At 72.5% G+C, this 23,551-nt stretch carries 21 protein-coding genes; 12 read left to right on the plus strand and 9 right to left on the minus strand.

Translation table 11 applies throughout. From position 1 onward, the window contains the following. Positions 1-81: 81 nt before the first annotated feature. The gene (locus IE255_RS23085) at positions 82-1,014 is read right to left on the minus strand and encodes a Ppx/GppA family phosphatase (protein WP_190052285.1); all 933 of its coding nucleotides are present in this window, start codon (positions 1,012-1,014) and stop codon (positions 82-84) included. Between the two features lie 71 nt (positions 1,015-1,085). Between IE255_RS23085 and IE255_RS23090 the strand changes: the two genes are divergently transcribed. After that, positions 1,086-1,886, plus strand: coding sequence for a DUF3109 family protein (locus IE255_RS23090; protein ID WP_190052286.1), 801 nt, complete (start codon positions 1,086-1,088; stop codon positions 1,884-1,886). An 11-nt stretch (positions 1,887-1,897) separates the two neighbouring features. Here the strand turns inward: IE255_RS23090 and IE255_RS23095 are convergent, their stop codons facing one another. Next, a complete protein-coding gene (locus IE255_RS23095) occupies positions 1,898-3,622 on the minus strand; it encodes a BACON domain-containing protein (RefSeq protein WP_190052287.1) in 1,725 nt (574 codons plus the stop codon). Positions 3,623-3,819: 197 nt separating this feature from the next. Between IE255_RS23095 and radA the strand changes: the two genes are divergently transcribed. Continuing rightward, positions 3,820-5,229, plus strand: a complete 1,410-nt coding sequence (gene radA / locus IE255_RS23100; protein ID WP_190052288.1) for a DNA repair protein RadA — start codon at positions 3,820-3,822, stop codon at positions 5,227-5,229. A gap of 80 nt (positions 5,230-5,309) precedes the next feature. Next, positions 5,310-6,434 carry a DNA integrity scanning diadenylate cyclase DisA gene (disA, locus tag IE255_RS23105; RefSeq protein ID WP_190052289.1) on the plus strand — a complete coding sequence of 375 codons (1,125 nt, stop codon included), beginning with the start codon at positions 5,310-5,312 and terminating at the stop codon, positions 6,432-6,434. 87 nt (positions 6,435-6,521) lie between these two features. Here the strand turns inward: disA and IE255_RS23110 are convergent, their stop codons facing one another. Continuing rightward, positions 6,522-7,376 carry a hypothetical protein gene (locus IE255_RS23110; protein WP_190052290.1) on the minus strand — a complete coding sequence of 285 codons (855 nt, stop codon included), beginning with the start codon at positions 7,374-7,376 and terminating at the stop codon, positions 6,522-6,524. A 175-nt stretch (positions 7,377-7,551) separates the two neighbouring features. On the opposite strand from IE255_RS23110, the gene IE255_RS23115 reads away from it, so the two are divergent. After that, a complete protein-coding gene (locus tag IE255_RS23115) occupies positions 7,552-8,196 on the plus strand; it encodes a phosphatase PAP2 family protein (RefSeq protein WP_190052291.1) in 645 nt (214 codons plus the stop codon). 15 nt (positions 8,197-8,211) lie between these two features. Here IE255_RS23115 and IE255_RS23120 read toward each other — a convergent pair whose 3' ends face one another. Both IE255_RS23120 and IE255_RS23125 read right to left on the minus strand, forming a co-directional pair. Continuing rightward, positions 8,212-8,868, minus strand: coding sequence for a response regulator transcription factor (locus tag IE255_RS23120; RefSeq protein ID WP_190052292.1), 657 nt, complete (start codon positions 8,866-8,868; stop codon positions 8,212-8,214). Continuing rightward, positions 8,865-10,445, minus strand: a complete 1,581-nt coding sequence (locus IE255_RS23125; RefSeq protein ID WP_190052293.1) for a sensor histidine kinase — start codon at positions 10,443-10,445, stop codon at positions 8,865-8,867. Before IE255_RS23125 ends, IE255_RS23120 begins: the two co-directional genes overlap by 4 nt. A 121-nt stretch (positions 10,446-10,566) precedes the next feature. Here IE255_RS23125 and IE255_RS23130 point away from each other — a divergent pair, with 121 nt between their 5' ends. From IE255_RS23130 to cseC, 5 genes are all read left to right on the plus strand, one after another. Continuing rightward, positions 10,567-11,502 carry an HhH-GPD family protein gene (locus IE255_RS23130; protein ID WP_190052294.1) on the plus strand — a complete coding sequence of 312 codons (936 nt, stop codon included), beginning with the start codon at positions 10,567-10,569 and terminating at the stop codon, positions 11,500-11,502. A gap of 329 nt (positions 11,503-11,831) precedes the next feature. Beyond that, entirely contained in the window at positions 11,832-12,371 is a 540-nt protein-coding gene (locus IE255_RS23135) for a SigE family RNA polymerase sigma factor (RefSeq protein WP_190052295.1), read from the plus strand. Beyond that, complete coding sequence (locus IE255_RS23140; RefSeq protein WP_190052296.1) at positions 12,359-13,012, plus strand: hypothetical protein; 654 nt, start codon at positions 12,359-12,361, stop codon at positions 13,010-13,012. The genes IE255_RS23135 and IE255_RS23140 overlap by 13 nt, the downstream gene beginning before the upstream one ends. A 126-nt stretch (positions 13,013-13,138) precedes the next feature. Beyond that, positions 13,139-13,840 carry a two-component system response regulator CseB gene (cseB, locus tag IE255_RS23145; RefSeq protein ID WP_190052297.1) on the plus strand — a complete coding sequence of 234 codons (702 nt, stop codon included), beginning with the start codon at positions 13,139-13,141 and terminating at the stop codon, positions 13,838-13,840. Between the two features lie 8 nt (positions 13,841-13,848). Continuing rightward, positions 13,849-15,204: a two-component system sensor histidine kinase CseC gene (gene cseC / locus IE255_RS23150; RefSeq protein ID WP_190052298.1), complete on the plus strand. Its 1,356-nt coding sequence runs from the start codon at positions 13,849-13,851 to the stop codon at positions 15,202-15,204. Between the two features lie 13 nt (positions 15,205-15,217). Here cseC and IE255_RS23155 read toward each other — a convergent pair whose 3' ends face one another. The 3 genes from IE255_RS23155 to IE255_RS23165 form a co-directional block, all read right to left on the minus strand. Further along, positions 15,218-15,664 carry a VOC family protein gene (locus tag IE255_RS23155; RefSeq protein ID WP_190052299.1) on the minus strand — a complete coding sequence of 149 codons (447 nt, stop codon included), beginning with the start codon at positions 15,662-15,664 and terminating at the stop codon, positions 15,218-15,220. 63 nt (positions 15,665-15,727) lie between these two features. After that, positions 15,728-16,162 carry a helix-turn-helix transcriptional regulator gene (locus tag IE255_RS23160; protein ID WP_190052600.1) on the minus strand — a complete coding sequence of 145 codons (435 nt, stop codon included), beginning with the start codon at positions 16,160-16,162 and terminating at the stop codon, positions 15,728-15,730. 117 nt (positions 16,163-16,279) lie between these two features. Beyond that, complete coding sequence (locus IE255_RS23165) at positions 16,280-17,869, minus strand: MDR family MFS transporter (RefSeq protein ID WP_190052300.1); 1,590 nt, start codon at positions 17,867-17,869, stop codon at positions 16,280-16,282. Between the two features lie 124 nt (positions 17,870-17,993). Between IE255_RS23165 and IE255_RS23170 the strand changes: the two genes are divergently transcribed. Continuing rightward, entirely contained in the window at positions 17,994-18,590 is a 597-nt protein-coding gene (locus IE255_RS23170; RefSeq protein WP_190052301.1) for a TetR/AcrR family transcriptional regulator, read from the plus strand. 25 nt (positions 18,591-18,615) lie between these two features. Here the strand turns inward: IE255_RS23170 and IE255_RS23175 are convergent, their stop codons facing one another. After that, on the minus strand, positions 18,616-19,344 hold the full coding sequence (locus IE255_RS23175; protein ID WP_190052302.1) for a M23 family metallopeptidase: 729 nt from the start codon (positions 19,342-19,344) through the stop codon (positions 18,616-18,618). Positions 19,345-19,784: 440 nt separating this feature from the next. On the opposite strand from IE255_RS23175, the gene IE255_RS23180 reads away from it, so the two are divergent. Continuing rightward, positions 19,785-20,414, plus strand: coding sequence for an HAD family acid phosphatase (locus tag IE255_RS23180; protein ID WP_190052303.1), 630 nt, complete (start codon positions 19,785-19,787; stop codon positions 20,412-20,414). A 60-nt stretch (positions 20,415-20,474) separates the two neighbouring features. Continuing rightward, complete coding sequence (locus IE255_RS23185) at positions 20,475-23,531, plus strand: NACHT domain-containing protein (RefSeq protein ID WP_190052304.1); 3,057 nt, start codon at positions 20,475-20,477, stop codon at positions 23,529-23,531. Positions 23,532-23,551: the final 20 nt, after the last annotated feature.

Genomic DNA, 23,551 nt, shown 5'->3' on the forward strand with positions numbered 1-23,551 from the left:
GGGTGTGGTGGGGAGGTCGTGGGGTGCCTCTTCGCCGTTGTGGTGTTTGCCACGGGCGGGGCACCCCGCGCCCCTCGGTGTCTACGCGGACTCCATGTGATCCAGCCGGCGCAGGATCACGCCCTCCCGCAGCGCCCAAGGGCAGATCTCCACGCGCTCCACGCCGAAGAGGTCCATCGCGGCCTCGGCGACGAGCGCGCCCGCCAGCAGCTGGCCCGCCCTGCCCTCCGAGACCCCGGGGAGCTCCACTCGCTCGCGCTCGGTCATGCCGGACAGCCTCGGGACCCAGGCCTCCAGGGACTCCCGCTTCAGTTCGCGCTGGACGTAGAGGCCCTCGGCGGAGCGGGCGGCGCCGGCGATGCGGGCCAGTTGCTTGAAGGTCTTGGACGTGGCGACGACGTGGTCGGGGGCGCCGAAGCGGCTGAACTCGCCGACCGTGCGGGCGATCTCCGTGCGGACGTGGCGGCGCAGCGCGCGGACGTCGTCCGGGGCGGGCGGGTCGCCGGGCAGCCAGCCGGCGGTGAGGCGGCCGGCGCCCAGCGGCAGCGAGGCGGCCGCGTCGGGCTCCTCGTCGATGCCGTAGGCGATCTCCAGGGAGCCGCCGCCGATGTCCAGGACCAGCAGTTTTCCGGCCGACCAGCCGAACCAGCGGCGGGCGGCGAGGAAGGTGAGCCGGGCCTCCTCCGCGCCGGTGAGGACCTGGAGCTCGACGCCGGTCTCGGCGCGCACGCGCGCGAGGACGTCGTCGGCGTTGCGGGCCTCCCGCACGGCGGAGGTCGCGAACGGCAGCACCTCCTCGACGCCCTTGTCCTCGGCGGCCTGGAGGGAGTCGTGGACGACGCCGATGAGCCGGTCGACGCCGTCGGGGCCGATCGCGCCGCTGTCGTCGAGGAGCTGGGCGAGGCGCAGTTCCGCCTTGTGCGAGTGAGCGGGCAGCGGGCGGGCGCCGGGGTGCGCGTCCACCACCAGCAGGTGCACCGTGTTCGATCCCACGTCGAGGACACCGAGTCTCATGTACGGAACGCTACTGCCAGCAGGGCCGTCCGCCGTCCTCGGTGGGGGTACAAGGCCCGTACCCTGGACTCGTGCCAAAGACGAAAAAGGCGAAGCGCGACAAATCACCGGGCGTCGTGGAACCCGACGAGAAGGGCCTCGACTTCGCCCGCGCGTGGGTGGAGTTTCCTGATCCGGCGGACGACGAGCAGGTCTTCCGCTGCGATCTGACATGGCTGACCTCTCGCTGGAACTGCATCTTCGGCAGCGGCTGCCAGGGCATCCAGGCGGGCCGCGCGGACGACGGGTGCTGCACGTTGGGTGCCCACTTCTCCGACGAGGACGACGAGAAGCGCGTCGCCGGGCATGTGGCCAGGCTCACTCCGGACATCTGGCAGCACCACGCCGAGGGCACGAAGAACGGCTGGGTCTCCGAGGACGAGGACGGCGACCGCCAGACGCGCCCCTTCCAGGGCTCCTGCATCTTCCAGAACCGGCCCGGCTTCCCGGGCGGCGCGGGCTGCTCGCTGCACATCCTCGCCCTGAAGGAGGGCCGGGAGCCGCTGGAGACCAAGCCGGACGTGTGCTGGCAGCTGCCGGTGCGGCGGACGTACGAGTGGATCGACCGGCCCGACGACACCCGTGTCCTCCAGGTGTCGATCGGTGAGTACGACCGCCGGGGCTGGGGCCCGGGCGGCCACGACCTGCACTGGTGGTGCACCTCGGCGACCTCGGCGCACGGCGCGGGCGACCCGGTGTACGTCTCCTACCGCCCCGAGCTGATCGAGCTCATGGGCAAGGCGGGCTACGACCGGCTGGTCGAGCTGTGCGAGGAGCGGCTGGCCTCGCAGCTGCCGCTGGTGGCTCCGCATCCAGCGGATCCGGTGACCTGAGCGGCCGGTTCCTACGACGTGGCAGGGCTCGGGTCCCCGCTGTCCGAGGGCGGGGGCGTCGAGTCCGCCGGTTCGGTCGGGCCCGGGTCGGTGGGCGTGGGGTCCGGGTCGGGCGACGGGGGCGGGGGCGTGGTCGGCGTCGGGTCCGGTGGTGCCGAGGTCGTGGGCGTCGGGTCGGGCCGGGGCGGGGGCGGGTCGCTGGGGACGCTCGGGCGGGGGTCCGGGCGGGGGCCGGGGCCGGGGTCGGTGGGGCTGGGCGCGGTGCCGAAGCCCTCGATGTGGACGACGGCGCCGACGGGTGCGACCGCCACCTGCGCGCGCCAGGGGCCGGAGGGCTCCCGCAGGTGGTCGACGTACACCTTGATCGTGAACGACTCGCCGGGCCGGAGCGTTCCCGACGACTGGCTCAGGTAGAGCCAGTCGGCTCCCGTGGACGCGGACCAGCGGACCGGGGCCGGGCCGGTGGCGGTCAGGGTGACGAGGGTGGTGTCGCCGCTGTTGGCGGCCGTGACGTCCAGGGCGGCCTTGCGGCCGGCGCCGGCGACGCCGATGACCTCGACGGAGACGTCGGCCTTGCCGTCCTTGCCGAAGCGGGGGCCGGGGCGGGTGCTCGCGTTGCCGGTGTTCTCGTAGCCGCCGCCCGCCATCTCGCCGTCCAGGAGCGGGTCGTCCGCCTCGCGCGCGGAGGCGGAGCGGCCGTCCTGGCCCTCGCCCACGGGGGTGCCCCGGTAGGCGGCCCACAGGGCGAGCACGGGGGCGGCCACGACGGTGGCGACGACGGTCGTGGTGACGGCACGCGCGCGTAGGCGGTCCCTGCGGGCGGCGCGGTCCTTGGGGTCCATCGGGAAGCCGCGCCGGTCGAAGCGGGGTCCGGCGCTCCGCACGCGCGGGTGGTGGGCCATGGCCACGTGCACGGCCGCGCGGGGCGCCGGCAGCACGGGCAGCGCGTCCGGCGTGACGCTGGTGCCGGGCCAGCGGCCGGGGATGGCGCGCTCGGCGGTGCGGCGGCAGCGCGGGCAGTCGTCGACGTGCCGGACGAGTTCGCGGCGCAGGGCCGTGCCGAGCACGAGCCGGTCGTCGCCGACGAGGTGCGCGACCCTCGGGCACGCCCCGGTCTCGACGACGGCGAGGGCGGCACGCGTGCGTTCCACCTCGCAGGCGGCGGAGGCGAGCAGGTCGCGGGTGGCGGCCACGTCCATGCCGAGGACGGCGGCGACCTCGTGGGCGGCGAGGTGGTGGCGCACGGCCAGTTCGAGCGCCTCCCGCTGCTCCGGGGTGGTGCCGGCGGCCTCCGGCCAGGCGAGCAGGGCCAGTTCGGCGCGCCTGCGTTCCCGGACCTCCTCGGAGAGTGCCGGGGCGGCCTGCCGGTCGGCGCGCTGCCGGTCGGCGCGGCCCGCAGCGTGGCTGCTCTGACGTTTCTGCTTGGCCTCGGCCAGCTTGCGCAGGCACGCCCAGCGGGCCAGCGCGTACAGCCAGGCCCTGCGGTCCGCGGGCGCCTCGGGGACGTGCCGGCCGCGCCGTTCGGCCAGGGCGAGGACGTCGCCCAGGGCGGCGGTCGCGGCGTCGTGGTCGCACAGCACGGACAGGCAGTAGGTGAACAGGCCGTCCAGGTAGGGCTCGTAGCGCGCGGGCGGCCGCTGCGCCAGCGTGCGGGCGGCCCCGCGGTCACGCGCTTCCCGGTGCACCCGGTGTGCGCCGGCCGTGCGGGTCGAGATCTCCGGAGTACTGCTCATCATTCGGCGACCGTAGGCGGCCGGGAGTGGCACCTTCAGGCGGCTTGAGCGCATTTAATCCGTACGGGTGAAACGATCCCTCAATCGGGGACAGGAACCAGGCGTTCCGCCGCTGGCGCGGGGTGGCGGAGCCCTGGCGCGCAGGTGGCCGCACCCGCCCGGTCCCCGCGTTGTCAGTGCCGGCGGCTACGGTTTCGTCCATGGCTGCCCGTACGAAGACCACCAAGGACCGCCCGTCCTACCGCTGCACGGAGTGCGGCTGGCAGACGGCGAAGTGGCTCGGCCGCTGCCCCGAGTGCCAGGCCTGGGGGACGGTCGAGGAGTACGGCACGCCCGCGGTCCGTACGACGACGCCGGGGCGGGTCACCACCTCCGCCCTGCCCATCGGCCAGGTGGACGGCCGCCAGGCCACCGCCCGCACCACCGGCGTGCCCGAGCTGGACCGCGTGCTCGGCGGCGGGCTGGTCCCCGGCGCGGTGGTGCTGGTCGCGGGCGAACCGGGCGTCGGCAAGTCGACGCTCCTGCTCGACGTGGCGGCCAAGTCGGCGAGCGACGAGCACCGCACCCTGTACGTCACGGGCGAGGAGTCGGCGAGCCAGGTCCGGCTGCGCGCCGACCGCATCAAGGCCATCGACGACCACCTGTACCTGGCGGCCGAGACGGACCTGGCGGCGGTGCTGGGCCACTTGGACGCGGTGAAGCCCTCGCTGCTGGTCCTGGACTCGGTGCAGACGGTCGCCTCCCCCGAGATCGACGGCGCGCCCGGCGGCATGGCCCAGGTGCGCGAGGTGGCCGGGGCGCTGATCCGGGCCTCCAAGGAGCGCGGCATGTCCACGCTGCTTGTGGGCCATGTCACGAAGGACGGCGCGATCGCGGGCCCACGCCTGCTGGAGCACCTGGTGGACGTCGTCCTGCACTTCGAGGGCGACCGGCACGCCCGCCTCCGGCTCGTACGAGGCGTCAAGAACCGCTACGGCACCACGGACGAGGTCGGCTGCTTCGAGCTGCACGACGAGGGCATCACGGGCCTCGCGGACCCCAGCGGACTTTTCCTGACACGTCGGGCCGAACCGGTCCCGGGCACCTGCCTGACCGTCACCCTGGAGGGCCGCCGCCCCCTGGTCGCCGAGGTCCAGGCGCTCACGGTCGACTCGCAGATCCCCTCCCCTCGCCGCACCACCTCGGGCCTGGAGACCTCCCGCGTCTCGATGATGCTGGCGGTGCTGGAACAGCGCGGGCGGATCAGCGCCTTGGGCAAGAGGGACATCTACTCCGCGACGGTCGGCGGGGTGAAGCTCTCGGAGCCGGCCGCGGACCTGGCCGTGGCCCTCGCCCTGGCGAGCGCGGCGAGTGACACACCTCTCCCCAAGAACCTCGTCGCGATCGGCGAAGTGGGCCTCGCGGGCGAGGTGAGACGCGTCACGGGCGTGCAGCGCAGGCTGGCCGAAGCCCACCGCCTGGGCTTCACGCACGCCCTCGTACCGGGCGACCCGGGCAAGGTCCCCCCGGGCATGAAGGTCCTGGAAGTCGCGGACATAGGGGACGCCCTGCGGGTCCTTCCCCGCTCCCGTCGCAGAGAGGCCCCACGGGACGAGGAGGGTCGCCGGTAGACTTTGCCCTGGTCTCGCCCGTCCGTGCGAACCGAGCGCGCGACACGGGGGCGCCCAGAACCTGCGACCGGAGGAGTGCAGTGGCAGCCAACGACCGGGCATCAGCTCCCGGAAAGTCCGGTGGGAGTGCCGGTACCGATGGCCTGATGCGCGCCTCTCTGAGCGCCGTGGCACCCGGAACCGCCCTCCGCGACGGCCTGGAGCGCGTGCTCCGCGGCAACACCGGCGGGCTCATCGTGCTCGGCTCCGACAAGACGGTCGAGGCGCTGTGCACGGGCGGTTTCGTGCTGGACGTCGAGTTCACCGCGACCCGTCTGCGCGAGCTGTGCAAGCTGGACGGCGGCATCGTGCTGTCCTCGGATTTGTCGAAGATCCTGCGCGCGGGCGTGCAGCTGGTCCCGGACCCGACGATCCCCACGGAGGAGACGGGCACCCGGCACCGCACCGCGGACCGCGTCAGCAGGCAGGTCGGCTTCCCGGTCGTCTCCGTCTCCCAGTCGATGCGGCTGATCGCCCTGTACGTCGACGGCCAGCGCCGCGTGCTGGAGGACTCGGCGGCGATCCTGTCCCGCGCCAACCAGGCCCTCGCGACCCTGGAGCGCTACAAGCTCCGCCTCGACGAGGTCGCGGGCACGCTGTCGGCGCTGGAGATCGAGGACCTGGTCACCGTCCGGGACGTCTCGGCGGTCGCCCAGCGCCTGGAGATGGTGCGCCGCATCGCCACGGAGATCGCCGAGTACGTGGTGGAGCTGGGCACGGACGGCCGGCTGCTGGCCCTCCAGCTCGATGAGCTGATCGCCGGCGTGGAGCCCGAGCGCGAGCTGGTCGTGCGGGACTACGTCCCCGAGCCCACGGCCAAGCGCTCCCGCACGGTCGACGAGGCCCTGGCCGAGCTCGACGCCCTCACCCACGCCGAGCTGCTCGAACTGCCCACGGTGGCCCGCGCGTTGGGCTACACGGGCTCGCCCGAGACGCTGGACTCGGCGGTGTCCCCGCGCGGCTTCCGCCTCCTCGCCAAGGTGCCCCGCCTGCCCGGCGCGATCATCGACCGCCTCGTGGAGCACTTCGGCGGGCTGCAGAAGCTGCTCGCCGCGAGCGTCGACGACCTCCAGACGGTGGACGGCGTGGGCGAGGCCCGGGCGCGCAGCGTGCGCGAGGGGCTGTCGCGGCTGGCGGAGTCGTCGATTCTGGAGCGGTACGTCTAGGGCCCGAGTCGCAAGAGCTGGAACGACTGAGGGCGGTACCCCTTGCCGGGTACCGCCCTCGGGTGTCTGTAGGGGGGCGCCGGGCCCCTAGTCCGCCGACAGCACGAACGACGTCTGCACCTTCGCAAAGCCCGGAGCCTTGGCTTCCACCAGGTACGTGCCCGTCCCGGCCGAGCCCGCCGGAGGTGTGGCGCACTCGGGGGCGCTGGGCTTGCGGTCCCACTTCACGGTGTAGGTGATGCCGCTGCCGGCGGGGACCCGGTAGAGCTGGTGGGCGGCGGCCTTGGGACAGTCCGCGGAGGACCAGTACGCGTCGTCGCTGCTCGCCGGGGCGACCGTGAACACCGCGTTCTTCGGCCCGAGATCGATCTTGCAGTCGCTGCCGGAGATGTTCCGCGCGGTCAGCAGGAACGTGGGCGTCTGCTCGGGGTCGTAGGTGTTGTGCCGGCTGCGCAGGCTGAACTTGACCACGCTCGCGGTGCAGTTGGGCAGCGTGGAGCCGGCCGGCAGGGTGTCGCCGATGCCGACGCCGCCCGCCGTGACGCCGCCCCCGGAGCCACCGGTGCCTCCCGAGCCGCCGGAGCCCGCGGAGCCCGACCCGTCGCCGGAGCCCGTGCCGTCCCCGGATCCGTCGCCCGAGCCGTCACCGGACCCGTCCCCGGATCCGGACGACGAGCCGCCGGAGCCCCCGCCGCCCGACTCGTCGCGCCCGCCGGGCGCTTGGCTGATGGCCGGGCCCGAGCTCGACGGGCCGGGTGTGATGGAGGGCGCGGGATTCTTGCCGTTGGCGCCGTTGTCGCGGTCCTTGCCGCCCCCGCCGCCCATGGTCACGATCCAGGTGATCAGCAGCGCCAACAGGGCGACCACGGACACCAGTACGACCCTCCGACGCCAGTAGATGGAGGAGGGAAGCGGCCCGACCGGATTGCGCAGAGATCCCACGGCGCAAACCTTACGAGAGATCGGCGCGTTCGCCTGTCCCACCCGCCGCTCAGGGCCACAACTTTTCCGGATCATCATCCCGGAAACAACCGCCCCACCCCTGTCTTTCGTCAGGTACGGGACGCGACGATCGCTGGCTGTGACGGAACAGGGCTGCCGCCTACCGTCCGTGACCATGACCTTCGATGACACCGCGCTCTACCGCGACATCACCGACTTCGCCCATGACTCCCCGATGTGGGTACAGCACGGGGCCGAGCTATGGACGGAAGCCGGACTGCTCGTCTTCGTCGGCCTGTTCGCCGCCGCCTGGTGGCGGGCCCGCCGGGACAACACCCACGCGTTCGCGATCGCGGCCCTTGCACCTCTGGCCACGGCCGTGGCGTACGTGTGCAGCGAGATGCTCAAGTCCGCGGTCGCGGAGGAGCGTCCGTGCCGGGCGGTCGCCGGTGCGGCCGCGTCCCTGGCCGCGTGCCCGCCGCACGGCGACTGGTCCTTCCCGTCCAACCACGCCACGATCGCGGGCGCCGCGACGGTCGCCCTGGCCCTGGTCCGGCGCACGCTCCTGTGGCTGACGGCCCCGCTCGCCCTGCTCATGGCCTTCTCCCGGGTCTACGTCGGCGTGCACTATCCGCACGACGTCGTCGCGGGGCTGGCGTTGGGCACGGTCGTCGCGCTGCTCGCCGTACGGCTGGGGACAGGACCGATGACGCGGCTGACCGGGACGATGCGCGGCTCGTCGGCGCCGGTGGTGCGGTGGGTGACGGGGCCGGGCCGCCCGGCAGGCATACGGTCGTACGAGATGTCCGGGGACCGCTGAGCGGGCCGGCGGCCGCTACGGCTCCACCAGCCCGGCCTCGTACGCCACGATCGCCGCCTGCACGCGGTTGCGTACGCCCAGCCGGTCCAGGACCGCGCTCACATACGCCTTTACCGTGCCCTCGACGAGGTGCAGCCGGGCGGCGATCTCCGGGTTGGACAGGCCGGCGCCGACCAGGCCGAGCACCTCGCGTTCGCGGGGGCTCAGGGCGGCCACGCGCGCGCGTGCCTGTGCCTCACGGGTGAGCCGGCCGCCGCCGAGGCCCTCGTCGATGACGTACCGGGCCACCTTGGGCGAGAGGAACGCGGCGCCGGCGGCCACCGCCCGTACGCCCGCGATGAGTTCGTACGGGTCCCCGGACTTCAGCAGGAACCCGGTGGCGCCGCCGCCGAGGGCGCGGGTCACATAGGCGCCCTCGGAGAAGGTGGTGAGCATCGCGACGGCCGTGCCGGGCACGGTCCGTACGATCTCCTCCGCCGCCGTGAGGCCGTCCAGGCGCGGCATGCGGATGTCGAGCAGCGCCACGTCCGGGCGGTGGGCGCGGGCCAGCTCGACCGCCTCGCGCCCGTCGCCCGCCTCGGCGACGACCTCCGTCTCGCCGCTGCTGCCCAGGATGGCGCGCACCCCGGCACGGACCATGGCCTCGTCGTCGGCCAGGAGCACACGGATCACTGGGAGAACTCCTCGTATTCTTCGCGGCCTTCGCCGGGCAGACCGATACGCGGGACCACGTCCTTGGCGACCAGCCGCCCGGCCTCGAAGCACAGTCTGAAGTGGTCGACGGAGACGAAGAGTTCGCCGCTCGCGCGGTAGTAGCGGCAGTCGGCTCCCTCGGGTGGGGCGGGGGCCCGTTCGTCGGGCGGGTCGTTCACGTCGCGCTCGGGCAGCACGCGCTCGGCCTCGGCCGCCGGGGTGCCCAGGCGCAGTTTCGCGTACGCGGCGGGTTCGAGCACCGAGTGTTTCTCCGCGTACGCGTACCAGCCGAAGGTCACGCCGACCAGGACGGCGCCCACGCCGGCCGCGGTGCCGAGGCCGGCGGCGACCCGGCGGCGGGCGTGCCGGAAGGGGGCGGGGCCCGGGGACCTGACGGTGGGCTGCCGCGCGGGGGCGTCGGGGACGTACGCCGATACCCGGAACCCGTCCTCGTGCGGTCCGGCCTCGAACGTGCCGCCGACGGCGGTGACGGCGGCCCGCAGCCCGAGCAGGCCCGTCCCGCCTCCGGAGGGCCGGGGACCGTCCTGGGTGGCCCGGCCGTTGGTGATGGTGACGGCCGTTCCTCCCGTGGCCCGCCCCGTCACCGCCACCACCACGGGGGCGCCCGGTGCGTGCCGGGCCGCGTTGGTCAGTGCCTCGCGGACCACGCGGTGCAGCAGCCGCTCGGCGACCCCGCCCGGCTCCGCGGCCGGGCCCTGCCCGGCGGGCTCCCAGCGCACGGGGAGCCCCGACTCCGCGGCCCGGGCGACGAGTTGCTCCAGGGTCTCGCCCGCCGGGGCCAGCGGCACCGGCTCGTCGTCGTCCTCGCGCAGGACGCCGATGATGCGGTGCAGCCGGTCCGTGGCGTCGGCGGCCGCCGCGCGCAGGTCGGCCGCGGCGGCCCGGTGCTCGTCGCCGAGCCCGGGGGCGACCTGGAGGGCGCCCGCGCGCAGGGCGATGAGGCTCAGCTCGTGGCCGAGGGAGTCGTGCATGTCCTGGGCGATCCTGGCCCGTTCGCGCAGCCGGGCGCGTTCCTCCGCGAGGCGCTGCTCGTCCTCCAGCCGGGCGGCCCGCAGCCAGCCCTCCTCGGCCAGCTCGCGGCTCTGCCGCCAGTAGCGCCCGCCGAGCCAGGGGAAGACGCAGCCGAACAGCAGCGTGCCCGTCATGACCAGCCACTCGGGGGCCGGATCGACCCCGACGAGCACGATCCGCGCGGTGCCCGCGCAGCCGACGGCCGCGAAACACAGCACGGCGGGACGCGCCCGGCCCGCCCGCAGCCCGAGCAGTAGCGCGAACAGGCCGAGGGCCGGGCCGTAGGAGACGGTGAACAGGGCCGGGGTGGCGGCCAGGCTCAGGGTGGCCGCCAGCGCGAAGGCGGCCAGGGGAAGCCGCCGGGACAGGCCGGCCGCCACGGCCAGCACCGCCACACCGGCCGCCTGCTGCCAGGTCGAACGCGGTTCGTTCAGCCCGATCCGGTCCGCCGTGAGCGCCGGGAGGGAGAGGGCGGCCCAGAGCAGGGCGCCTCGGGCGCTCGAGGCCGGGCGAGGACGTTCCATGCGTGTGACGCTACAAGCGCCGGGCAGGGCGGCACTGCTGTCGATCGTCAGGTACCCGGCGTCCCCATGGGGGTGGCGGTGTGCCCGGATCGACGGCTCTGCGTGGCACCATCGAGGGGCCATGAATGCTCCCACGAAGCCCTCGCGCACCGCCCCCGCCGACACCGCCTCCGGCCCGCCCCTCGGGGAGAACCTGCACTCCCCCGTCATCGACTGGTTCGACGAGAACGCCCGCGACCTGCCGTGGCGGCGTCCCGAAGCCGGGGCCTGGGGGGTGATGGTCAGTGAGTTCATGCTCCAGCAGACCCCGGTGAACCGCGTCCTGCCCGTCTACGAGCAGTGGCTGGCCCGCTGGCCGCGCCCCGCCGACCTGGCCAAGGAGGCGCCCGGCGAGGCCGTCCGGGCCTGGGGCCGGCTCGGCTACCCGCGCCGCGCGCTCCGGCTGCACGGCGCCGCCGTCGCCATAACGGAGCGGCACGGCGGTGACGTACCGGCCGACCACGCCCAGCTGCTGGCGCTGCCCGGCATCGGCGAGTACACGGCCGCCGCCGTCGCCTCCTTCGCCTACGGGCAGCGGCATCCGGTGCTGGACACCAACGTGCGCCGGGTCTTCGCCCGCGCGGTCACCGGCGTGCAGTACCCGCCGAACGCCACCACCGCCGCCGAGCGCAAGCTGGCCCGCGCGCTGCTGCCCGAGGACGAGCCGACCGCCGCCCGCTGGGCCGCCGCCTCCATGGAGCTGGGCGCGCTGGTGTGCACGGCGAAGAGCGAGTCGTGCCACCGCTGCCCGATCGCGGCGCAGTGCGCGTGGCGGCTGGCGGGCAAGCCGGAGCACGACGGGCCGCCGCGCCGCGGCCAGACGTACGCGGGCACCGACCGGCAGGTGCGCGGACGGCTGCTCGCCGTGCTGCGGGAGGCGCACGGCCCGGTGCCGCAGGCGGCCCTGGACCGGGTGTGGCACGAGCCGGTGCAGCGCGCGCGTGCCCTGGACGGCCTCGTCGCCGACGGTCTGGTGGAGCCGCTGGCGGGCGGGCTGTACCGGCTGCCGTTGACGTGACACGGCTGCCGTCGCCACGTGACATGGCTTCTGTTGCCGTTGCCGTTGCCGTTGCCGTTGCCGTTGCCGTTGCCGTTGCCGTTGCCGTTGCCGTGACAAGGCTTCCGTTGCCGCGTGACGGCACGCAAATCACCCCGTAACCACGCCAACCAGCCCCGCCCTTTACCCGCGTCCGACAGCTGTTACACAACCGACGGACAGCCGAGCGCTGGCCGCAGGCTGCTTCGGACAGCGCCGTGACAACGCCTCCGTAGCTTCATCTCCGTCATCACGGACAGCGGAACCCGGCAGCAGGACGCGCCGGTATACGGGGATGGAGGCGGTTGCACATGGCGCAGGGCGAGGTGCTCGAGTTCGAGGAGTACGTGCGCACCCGGCAGGACGCGCTGTTGCGCAGTGCCCGCCGCCTGGTCCCGGACCCGACGGATGCGCAGGACCTGCTCCAGACGGCGCTGGTCCGGACGTACGGCCGCTGGGAGACCATCGAGGACAAGCGGCTGGCCGACGCCTATCTGCGCCGCGTGATGATCAACACCCGGACGGAGTGGTGGCGGGCCCGCAAGCTGGAGGAGGTCCCGACCGAGCAGCTCCCGGACGCCTCGGTCGACGACTCCACCGAGCAGCACGCGGACCGCGCCCTGCTGATAGACATCCTGAAGGTGCTCGCCCCGAAGCAGCGCAGTGTCGTGGTGCTGCGACACTGGGAGCAGATGTCCACGGAGGAGACGGCCGCCGCCCTCGGCATGTCGGCCGGAACGGTCAAGAGCACGCTGCACCGGGCGCTCGCCCGGCTCCGCGAGGAGCTGGAGTCCCGCGACCTCGACGCACGCGCGCTGGAGCGTGAGGAGCGGGAGCGGTGCGCGGCCTGACCGGCGAGGGTTCTGCGCGGACCCCGGGCAGCATCCAGGCGGTGATCACGGCACTGGCCGTGTTCGCCGCCCTCGCCCTTTTCGCGTCCTCGTGTGCCGCCGGCGGCACCGGCGCCCGGGACGAGGGCCCGGCGCACGCGGACTCGGTGGTGGGCTCCGCCGCCACACCGTCCGCCGCGCCGTCGAAGACGCCCGACACCGTGAACGCGGTCAAGCTGGTCAAGGACGACCCCGAGGTCGCACCCGCGGTCAAGCGCGAGCTGAAGCCGTGCGTCGCCGACGCGTACCCCGTCGACGTCTCCTACGGCAACCTGACCGGAGGATCGGCCGACGACGTCGTCGTCAACGTGCTGACCTGCGGTGACGCGGTGGGTGTCGGCAGTTACGTGTATCGCGAGCAGGACGGCTCGTACAAGAATGTGTTCAAGGCCGAGGAGTCTCCGGTCTACGCGGAGATCGACCGCGGCGACCTGGTGGTGACCAAGCAGGTGTACGAGAAGGGCGACCCGGTGTCGAGTCCCTCCGGCGAGAACGTGATCACGTACCGCTGGTCCTCGGGCCGGTTCACCGAGAAGTACCGCACGCACAACGACTACGGGAAGGTCGTCGGCGACAGCGCGTCGCCGGTGCCCACGAGCTGACGCGGGCCGGACCGCGTGAACCGATCGGGCCGCTCGGACCGATTCCCCGGTGAACGCAGCACACGGACCGTGCGTCCCCCAGGAAGAACGCAGCACACGGATCACACGAGAACTGAGAGCACCGGGATGGCAGACCAGACCCACGTCCTGTTCGTCGAGGACGACGACGTCATCCGCGAGGCCACGCAGCTCGCCCTGGAACGGGACGGCTTCGCGGTCACCGCCATGCCCGACGGCCTGTCGGGCCTGGAGGCGTTCCGGACGGACCGCCCCGACATCGCGCTGCTGGACGTCATGGTCCCCGGCCTCGACGGGGTCAGCCTGTGCCGTCGGATCCGGGACGAGTCGACCGTGCCGGTGATCATGCTGTCGGCGCGGGCCGACTCCATCGACGTGGTGCTGGGCCTGGAGGCGGGCGCCGACGACTACGTGACCAAGCCCTTCGACGGGGCCGTCCTGGTCGCCCGGATCCGCGCGGTGCTGCGCCGCTTCGGGCACGCGGGCGGCGGCCGGGGCGAGGAGCGGGCCGGACCGGAGAGCGGCGGGGTGCTGACCTTCGGGGACCTGGAGGTCGACACCGAGGGCATGGAGGTCCGCCGGGCCGGGCAGCCGGTGGCGCTGACCCCGACCGAGATGCGGCTGCTGCTGGAGTTCTCCTCGGCGCCGGGCACGGTGCTCTCCCGGGACAAGCTGCTGGAGCGGGTGTGGGACTACGGCTGGGGCGGGGACACCCGGGTCGTCGACGTGCACGTGCAGCGGCTGCGGCAGAAGATCGGCCAGGACCGCATCGAGACGGTCCGCGGCTTCGGCTACAAGTTGAAGGCCTGAGCAGGGGTATGAGGGGGAACTTCCGGCGCCTGGTCGCCGCGGGCGTGGAACGGGCGGGGATCCGCACGGGCCTCAGGTGGAAGCTGAGCGCGGCCATCGCACTGGTCGGCGCGCTGGTGGCGGTCGCCCTGAGCCTGGTCGTGCACAACGCCGCGCGGGTGTCGATGCTGGACAACGCGCGCGATCTCGCCGACGAGCGCATCCTCATCGCCCAGCGCAACTTCGAGCTGTCGGGGCGGATGAACTTCCCCAACACCAAGATCGACGACCCGGACCTGCCGCAGGCGCTGCGGGAGCGGGTCGAGGCGGGCCGGCGGGCGACGTACGTGGCCGACCGGCCGGGGGGCGCGCCGGACATATGGGCCGCGGTGCCGCTGAAGAACGGGCGCGTGATGTCCCTGCACTCGGGCTTCACCGACCGCAGCTCGGACATTCTGAAGGACCTCGACCAGGCCCTGGTGATCGGCTCCATCGCGGTCGTCCTCGGCGGCAGCGCGCTCGGCGTGCTCATCGGCGGGCATCTGTCGCGGCGGCTGCGCAAGGCGGCCATCGCGGCCAACCAGCTCGCGGGCGGCGAGACGGACGTCCGCGTGCGGGACGCCATGGGCGGGGTCGTCCGGGACGAGACCGACGACCTGGCGAGCGCGGTGGACGCCATGGCGGACGCGCTGCGGCAGCGGATCGAGGCCGAGCGGCGGGTCACGGCCGACATCGCGCACGAGCTGCGCACGCCGGTGACCGGGCTGCTGACCGCAGCCGAGCTGCTGCCGCCGGGGCGCCCGACCGAGCTGGTGCTGGACCGGGCCAAGGCCATGCGCACGCTCGTGGAGGACGTGCTGGAGGTGGCCCGGCTGGACGGGGCCTCGGAGCGGGCGGAGCTCCAGGACATCATGCTGGGCGAGTTCGTCGCCCGGCGGGTGGCGGCGAAGGACCCGGACGTCGAGGTGCGGATCGTGCACGAGTCGGAGGTCACCACCGACCCCAGGCGCCTGGAGCGGGTGTTGTTCAACCTGCTCGCCAACGCGGCCCGGCACGGCAAGCCGCCCATCGAGGTCACCGTCGAGGGCCGGGTCATCCGCGTGCGCGACCACGGCCCCGGCTTCCCCGAGGACCTGCTCGCCGAGGGGCCGAGCCGCTTCCGCACCGGCAGCAAAGACCGGGCCGGGCACGGCCACGGCCTCGGCCTGACCATCGCGGCCGGGCAGGCCCGGGTGCTGGGCGCGCGGCTGACCTTCCGCAACGTCCGCACGCCCGGGGCGCCGGAGGAGGTGCCCGCCGAGGGCGCGGTGGCGGTGCTGTGGCTGCCGGAGCACGCGCCGACGAACACGGGGAGCTATCCGATGCTGCCCGCCTCGGGCGCGTAGGCCCCGTTCCGCTTCAGCAGGTCCAGTCCTGGTCCAGGTCGAGTCCGCCCTCGCGGGGCTGCGTGAACGAGAACCAGTTGCCGGAGTCGTCGCGGAACAGCGCCTCCGTGCCGTACGGGCGCTCCTGCGGCTCCTGGAGGAACTCCACGCCGCGGTCCTTGAGCTTCTTGTAGTCGCCGTGGATGTCGTCGGTGGTCAGCACGCCCGCGCCGAGCGCGCCCTTCGTCACGAGCTTCCGGAGCATCTCGGCGGACTCGGGGTCCATCGCGGGCCCGCCGGGCACCATCAGCGTCAGCTCCACGTCGGGCTGGTTCGGCGAGCCGACCGTGAGCCAGCGCATGCCGCCCTCGCCCATGGTCATGTCGGTACGGACCTCCAGGCCCAGTTTCTGGGTGTAGAACTCCTTGGCCCGGTCCTGGTCGAGGACCCAGACGGTCGAGATGGCGAGACCCTTGATCATGGCGTGCTCCTGCTGCTCGGCGACCGGTTCGTGCGTGTCCTGCCACCGTAGGCAGCGGGGGTGTCAGCCCGCTTCTCCGGAATTGCGCTCCTGCCGCCGCTGTCCGGGGCCGGGGGCGGAGCGGAAGCCGCCGGCCCAGAGCATGGCGTAGCAGCCGGGTATGAGGGCGGCTCCGCGGCCCACGTGTTTCGTGCGGTACTCGCTGGGGGTCAGGCCGGTCCAGGTCTTGAAGCGGGCCGAGAACGTGCCGACGCTGCTGAAGCCGACCAGGTGGCAGATCTCCGTCACCGAGAGGTTCGCCGTGCGCAGCAGGTCCTCGGCCCGTTCTATGCGGCGGTGCGTGAGGTACTGGCCGGGGGTCTCGCCGTACGCCTCCTTGAAGGCGCGGATGAAGTGATAGCGCGAGTACCCGGCGTGCGCGGCGACGGTGTCCAGGTCGAGCTCGGGATCGGCCCAGTCCCGGTCCATGGCGTCCTTGGCAAGCCGCACCTGCCGCATCTTGTCCATGCGCTCGATGGTGGCACGAGGGTCTGACAGTGAGGACTGGTGAGAACCGGGCGGCGGGCACGGCAAGGCCCCCGGGGCGGACACCCCGGGGGCCTTGTGCGGTTCGTTTCAGACGGCCTCGGCCACCGGCGCCGGTGCCGCCGGGCCGTCCGTCCGGCCGTCGTCCGGCGCCTTCGGCCCCGCTCCCCGTAGCGGCACCTCCTTCACGAACACCGCCGCCGCCAGCGCGACCACCGCCACCACGGCTCCCAGGAGGAACGCCGAGTGCGTGCCGGAGGAGACCGCGTGCTGGTAGGCCTCACGGGCCGCCTCCGGCAGCTTGGCCAGGCTGGCCTGGTCGAGCTGGGCGGACTGCTCGGTCACCTTGGAGCCCAGCGCCCCGGCCCGCTCGGCCATGACGTCCTGGACGCGGTGGTTGAACAGCGCGCCCATGATCGCGACACCGAAGGAGGAACCGAGGGTGCGGAAGAGGGTCGTGGACGAGGACGCGACGCCCATGTCCTTCATCTCCACGCTGTTCTGCGCGACCAGCATGGTGATCTGCATCAGGCAGCCCATGCCGAACCCGACCACGGCCATGAAGACACCGGACGTGAGCCGCGAGGTCCCCGTGCCCATCGTCGACAGCAGGTAGAGACCGACGACCATCAGCACGCTGCCGACCACCGGGAAGACCTTGTACTTGCCGGTGTTCGTGGTCACGCGCCCGGCGACCATCGAGGTGACGAGCATGGCGCCGAGCATCGGCAGGAGCAGCAGCCCGGAGTTGGTCGCGGAGGCACCCTGCACGGCCTGCTGGTAGAAGGGCAGGAACAGCGTGGCGCCGAACATCACGAAGCCGGTGATGAAGCCGATGACCGACATCAGCGTGAAGTTGCGGCTGCGGAAGATGTGCAGCGGCAGCACCGGCTCGGCGGCCCTGGTCTGCCAGAACACGAACCCGACGAGCGCGGCGATCCCGATGCCGATCAGCTCCATGATCCGTGCGGAGCTCCAGGCGTACTCCGTGCCGCCCCAGGTGGTGACGAGCACGATCGCGGTGATGCCGACGGTCAGCAGCGCGGCGCCCAGGTAGTCGATCCGCGCCTCGGCCCGCTTCTTCGGCAGGTGCAGCACGACGCTGATGGCGACCAGCGCGACCGCCCCGAGCGGCAGGTTGATGTAGAACGCCCAGCGCCAGCCCCAGTTGTCGGTGATCGTGCCACCGACCAGCGGGCCGCCGATCATCGCCAGCGCCATGACGCCGGCCATCATGCCCTGGTACTTGCCTCGCTCCCGGGGCGGTATCAGGTCGCCGATGATCGCCATGACGCCGACCATCAGGCCGCCGGCGCCGAGGCCCTGGACGGCACGGAAGCCGATCAGCTCGCCCATGTTCTGGGCCATGCCGCTGAGCGCCGAGCCGATCAGGAACAGGACGATGGACGACATGAACATGCCCTTGCGGCCGTACATGTCGCCGAGCTTGCCCCACAGCGGGGTGGAGGCGGCGGTGGCGAGCGTGTAGGAGGTGACCACCCAGGAGAGGTGTTCCAGTCCGCCCAGCTCACCCACGATCGTCGGCATCGCCGTACCGATGATCATGTTGTCGAGCATCGCGAGCATCATCGCGATCATGAGCGCGAGCAGCACGACCCGCACGCTCTTCGGCTGTTTTCCCCCGGCGCCGACCGCCGGTGTGTCCGTCGTGTCCGCCATCGCTTCTCCACTCCCCCAGCTACCGCTACTTACTTGCCGACCGGCTAGTGACTACACTCGGAAGCTAGCCGCGGGACTAGCCGGGCGTCAAGTAAGTTTTATGGAAAGCGGGCGGCGTAGGAGGATGGGCGGCACCATGGACGGCACCAGGCAGCGGCGCCGCGGGGACACCCGCCGGCGCATCCAGGACGTGGCCCTCGAACTCTTCGCGGAGCAGGGCTATGAGAAGACGTCCCTGCGCGAGATCGCGGAGCGCCTGGAGGTCACCAAGGCGGCGCTCTACTACCACTTCAAGACGAAGGAAGAGATCCTCGTCAGCATCTTCGAGGACCTCACCCAGCCGATCGAGGATCTGGTCGAGTGGGGCCGTCAGCAGCCGCCCACCCTGGAGACCAAGCAGGAGATCGTCCGCCGGTACGCCGACACGCTCGCCCAGGCGGCACCGCTGTTCCGCTTCATGCACGAGAACCAGGCGACGGTACGGGACCTGCGGATCGGCGACTCCTTCAAGGCGCGCATCCACAGTCTGCGCGACATCATCGTCGACCCGGCCGCCGACCTGGTCGACCAGGTCCGCTGCGCCAGCGCGATCTACACGCTGCACGCCGGCATGTTCCTGCTCCAGGACGTGGGAGACGACCCCGAGGAGCGGAACAAAGCCGTCCTGGAGGTCGCCACGGACCTGGTGACCCAGGCCCACCGGGGAGCCGGGGGCTCCTAGCGGGCCTGGGCAGCCTGGGGGCGGGTCAGACCTTCACGCCCTTGGCGCGCAGGAACTTCACCGGGTCGACCGCCGAGCCGTAGTTCGGCGTCGTACGGATCTCGAAGTGCAGGTGCGGACCGCTCGAGTTGCCGGTGTTGCCGGACCGCGCGATCTCCTGGCCGGTCTTGACGATCTGGCCAACCTTCACCTTGACCTTCGACAGGTGGGCGTACTGCGAGTACGTGCCGTTGCCGTGCTTGATCACGACGGCGTTGCCGTACGCGGGACCGTCGCCGGCGCCGTTGCCGCCGGCCTTGACCACGGTGCCGCCGTGCGCGGCGACGACCTGGGTGCCGCTCGGCACGGCGAAGTCCTGGCCGCTGTGGGTGGACTGCCACATGCCGCCGTTCTGGGCGAAGCTCGCGGAGAGCCTGTACTTCTTCACCGGGTCGACCCAGGACGGCTTGGCCTTCTTGGCGGCCTTCTGCACGGCGGCCTTCTTCGCGGCCGCCTTCTTCGCGGCAGCGGCCTTGGCGGCCTTGGCGGCCATCTCAGCCTTCGCGGCCTTCGCCGCCTCGGCCTTGGCGGCCTTGGCCTGGGCGGCGGCCTGCGCCTGGACGGCAGTGGCGGCACCGGACGCGGCCGTGGTGTCGGCGGCGGACGCGACCCCGGCTCCCAGTGCGACCGAGACACCGAGGCCGGCGGCCAGCACGGTCGCACGGGTGCGGAACTGGGACGTACGGGAGGAACGGGACGTGACGCGCTGGGACATCGAAACCTCGTGGGGAAGGGGACGGAGAAAACCACCCGGCGCGCAGTCGCTCGCCGAATGGCCATCCCTTGGTAACCCGAAGTCCGACAAACTCCCAAAAGCGTGATCTACGACAGAAGTTAGTAATTTCGTTCAGTGTTCTACGTCTCTTGACAGAGCTCCCATTCGGGACGAATCAGCACACTGCACTGCACTTCACCCCGTACCGCGGGCCGAGAATCCCTTTCCTCCCGGTCCGTTCACCACTATTCCGCCTAGTAACGGACATATCGCCTGTGCGCCATGTCACCGGGACCCCTCTTCGGCCATTCCGGAAATGTGGCGTACGCCTCTAGGCGCCTACCGTCCAGTAACCCTACGGTTCCCCTCGCGCCACCCTCGCCCACGAACATGCACACGACATGTTGGCAGCGTCACGGACGTGAGAGGACCCCCACGACATGCAGACCCGACGCCCCTGGTTGCGCCGCGCATCAGTGACCGCCGTCTCGGCGGCGGCCCTCGTGGCGATGGCCGCACCGGCCGAGGCCGCGCCCGCCACCCAGGCCGCCACGGCCGCCATCACGGCCGCCGCCGACGTCGACTACGCCACCTGGCAGAAGGACTGCCAGGCGGTGATGGACCAGGCGCTGCCGTATCTGAAGCAGCGCATCGCGGCCGCCAAGCCGGGCGAGAAGCAGGCGATCGTCTTCGACATCGACAACACCACGCTGGAGACCGACTTCGGCTTCAGCTACCCGCAGCCGGCCAACAAGCCGGTCCTGGAGGTCGCGAGATACGCCCAGGAGCGCGGCGTCGCCCTGTTCTTCGTGACCGCCCGCCCGGACATCATCTACTCGGTCACCGAGTACAACCTGAAGCAGGCCGGCTACCAGGTCTCCGGCCTCTACGTCCGCAACTTCATCGACCTCTTCAGGAACGTCGCCGAGTACAAGACGGCCCAGCGCGTCGACGTAGAGAAGAAGGGCTACACGATCATCGCGAACATCGGCAACAGCGCCACCGACCTCTCGGGCGGCCACGCCGAGAAGACGTACAAGCTGCCGGACTACGACGGGCAGCTTTCCTGACCCGCCTGTTCAACTCCGGGTAGTCTCACCCCCGTTCGCGCGGTCACGGGGGTGGGGCGGTTGGATCCGACGGTACTCGGCGGCAAGCTGGCGTCCGCGCTGGTCGCCCCGCTGCTGAAGAAGCTCTTCCGCGCGGAGGGCCCGGGAGCGGGCCTGGTCGACAAACCGGTGCGCCTCTCCGCGCTCGTCTCCTTCCGGGGCGAGAAGCGCACCCTCACCGAGCCGGACGTGCACAGGCTCGCCGGGCGGATCGTGGCGCAGGCGGTGGACTCCCCGGGCGAGCCGCCCTTCCCGGCCGACGAGCAGACCGCCGTCACCGACACCCTGGCCCGCAGGCTGCTCGCCATCGGCGACCTCGACATGGACGACGTCCAGGCGGTCCGCCTCGGCCACCGCGAGCTGGCCAAGAGACTGCACTACGCGGCCCCGCCACCCGACGGGCTGTCCACGGACTCCTGCCACTTCCTCGACCACGCGACCGAGTGGGCGTGCCTGAACATCCTGGAGTTCTTCACCCGCCGCTCCACGTTCGTCGCCCGCACCCTGATCGAGCAGACCCGGGCCCAGGCGGAACTGATCGCCAAGGTCGACGAGCTGATCACCCGCACACCCCGCCCGGGCAGCCGGGACGCCGCCTTCGAACGCCGCTACCTGCCGTACGTCGCCGAGCGCCACAACCACATCACCATCTACGGCATCGACCTGCGCGACTCCCCCGACCGCTGGCCCCTGGAGGTCGCCTACCTCAGCCTGGAGGCGACGAGCGGCGAGGAGACCGCCGCAGCCGATGCGCCGCCGGGCGAGCACACGGGCGCCGCCACCGTCCGGCTGCCCGCGGAGGAGGCCCTCGGCAGCCACGACCGGGTCCTGCTGCGCGGCGACGCCGGCTCCGGCAAGACCACCCTGGTGCAGTGGCTGGCGGTGACCGCCGCCCGGGACGGGGCTCGCATCCCGTTCGTCCTCCCGCTGCGCACCCTGATCCGCGCGGACAGCCTGCCGACGCCGTCCGGTTTCCTCACGGCGGTGAGCTGCCCGCTCACCCCGCCCGAGGGCTGGGCCGAACGCGTCCTGACCGCCGGGCGCGGGCTCGTCCTGGTCGACGGCCTGGACGAGATCCCCGCCGCCGACCGGCACCGCACCCGCGACTGGCTGCTCGCCCTGATCCACGCCTTCCCCGGCAACCACTGGCTGCTGACCTCCCGCCCCACGGCCGTACGCCCCGACTGGCTGGCCGGCGAGGGCTTCAGGGAACTGACCCTCACGCCGATGCGCCGCGCCGATGTGAGGACGTTCGTGCACCGCTGGCACGCGGCCGCGCGGGCGCCCGAGTACGAGACGCAGCTCCTGGACTCCCTGCGCACCAAACGCGACCTGGCCCGCCTCGCCACCAACCCCCTGATGTGCGGCCTGATCTGCGCCCTGCACCGGGAGCGGCGGGGGTACCTCCCCACCGGCCGCAAGGAGCTGTACGACGCCGCCCTCGGGATGCTGCTCGCGCGCCGCGACCGGGAGCGGGGCATGGGCTCGGTGGACGGGGCCGAGCTGGGCGAGGAGGCCCAGCTGGAGGTGCTCCAGCGCCTCGCCTACGCGCTGGTGCTGAGCGGCCGTACGGAGATGGACCTGGAGACGGCCGAGGACATCGTGGCCCGCTGCCTGCCGGTCATCGCGCCGGCGTCGGGCCAGGGTGACGCGGGGGCGTTACTGCGCACGCTCCTGCTCCGCAGCGGCCTGCTCCGCCAGCCCGGCGAGGGCGTCGTCGACTTCGTCCACCGCACCTTCCAGGACTACCTGGGCGCCCGGTACGCCGTCGAGGAGGGCCACCTGGGCGTCCTCGCCGGCCACGCGGACGACAGCCTCTGGGAGGACGTGATCCGCATGGCTGTCGCGCACGCCCGCCCCCGGGAACGAGCGACCCTGCTGCGGCGGCTGCTGGCCGCGGACACCCCGCGGCTGACCCTCCTGGCGCTGGCGTGCCTGGAGCACGCGGCGGCCCTGGACCCGGGAGTACGGGCGGAGGTGGAGGAACGGGCCGGGACGCTCATCCCGCCGCGTACGACGCCGGAGGCGCGGGCCTTGGCGGAGGCCGGACCGCTGGTCCTGGAGCTGCTGCCCGGGCCGGAGGGGCTGACCGCCCAAGAGGCCCACGGCGTCGTCGTCACCGCCTCGCTCCTCGGAGCCGAGGAGGACCAGAGCGCGCTCGCGGTGCTGCGCCGCTTCCGCGAGCATCCGGATCTCGACGTACGGCGCCAGATCGCGGGGACCTGGAGCCGGTTCGACACGCACGAGTTCGCGGTCGACGTGCTCGACCACCTGGAGCGGGACGACCTCACCGTGGTCTGCGAATCGGCCGAGCAGAGGGCGATGCTCCACCTGATGCGCCCCTGGGCGAATCTGAGGTTCGACGGCCCGCTGACCGCGGCCGAACTCCTCGACTGCGTCCCCGAGCCCGCCGAGGTCCGATTCCTGGACCTGCGGAACAATCCGAGCCTCGGCTACCTGGGGGAGCTACAGGCGGCGTTCCCGTCCCTGACCGGTCTGTGGCTCCAGCGCTGCCCAGGCACCTTCGGCCTCTCAAGGCTCGCGGAACTTCCGCTCACCGATCTGGTGGTCTTCGACCGCGGCGCGGACTTCACCGGGCTGGGCAAGCTGAACAAGCTCACGCTGCTCTCGATCGACGGAAACGTCCCGGGGGACTGCCTCGCCGATACCCTCCCCGCCGACGCACCCTTGCGGCGTCTCTTCCTCGGCATGGATTCCATCCACTCGACCGGGCTGCGTGGCCTGGCCCGGTGGCCCACACTCCAGTCCCTCACGTTCGGCGTGTCCGGCCGAACGCCCCTGAGCGCCGAGGACTGGTCCGAGGTGGCCGCTCTTCCGGCACTCACAGCGCTGTCCCTCTACGGGCAGCCCGAGGGCTACGCTCAAGGCGCCGTGCCGGAACTGCCCGGCGTCCGGTCCCTGCAGTTCCTCGTGGAACCACCGCCCCCGGAATCGCTGCGCTTGCTCGCCTCCCGCCTGCCGGGGCTGCGCACCCTGGGCGTCAGCAAGCTCGACAGCGAGGAGTTCCTCGCCCCCTACGCCGAGATCTTCCCCACCGCCGAGATCATCCGCATCTGACCCCGGGCACGGGAAAGGGG

This window comes from Streptomyces lomondensis (assembly GCF_014651035.1).
In the GTDB taxonomy this organism is placed as follows: domain Bacteria; phylum Actinomycetota; class Actinomycetes; order Streptomycetales; family Streptomycetaceae; genus Streptomyces; species Streptomyces lomondensis.